Genomic DNA, 452 nt, shown 5'->3' with positions numbered 1-452 from the left:
ATCGTGATCACTGTCGCTATAATCCATTGACCGCGCAACACCACCTTCCAGACTGATCACGTTCACCGAAACGGCTGATCACCATCGCCGAAATCCGCAAGCTCACCCACTGCGCACGCCCGTCGTCCGATTCGTTCATCGCCCGGCAAGCGCCCCTCCAGTCATGCTCATTGAATCGTTTTGCGGTTGTGCTCTTGCAATAGGCTGTGCCGCCTATGCTGTAAGCAAAGCTCACCGCGGCGGCGAGCTGGTTTGAATGGTCCTTGAGGCCTGGGGTGCATCGAAGCACATCATCGGCATGGGTCATAAGTTGGCGGTTCAACGACTCCCAGCACTCGTCGGGACTGTACGACTGGCCGACAACGACGTCGTGCGTGTCGCCGCTGCATTTCGTCGCAGCGCCCACAGGATCGAGGTAACCGCGATGCACCACCCCTTCAAAGCGAGGCACG

The 452-nt window shown here is 58.8% G+C and carries 1 protein-coding gene; it reads right to left on the bottom strand.

Going from position 1 to position 452, the window contains the following annotated elements:
* Window positions 1-16: 16 nt before the first annotated feature.
* On the bottom strand, window positions 17-451 hold the full coding sequence (locus tag QCE79_RS33710; RefSeq protein ID WP_309851891.1) for a glycoside hydrolase family protein: 435 nt from the start codon (window positions 449-451) through the stop codon (window positions 17-19).
* Between the last annotated feature and the right edge of the window lies 1 nt (window position 452).

The sequence above is a fragment of the Caballeronia sp. LZ003 genome, assembly GCF_031451465.1.
Classification (GTDB): Bacteria; Pseudomonadota; Gammaproteobacteria; order Burkholderiales; family Burkholderiaceae; genus Caballeronia.
This window is presented reverse-complemented; position numbering and strand designations above follow the sequence as displayed.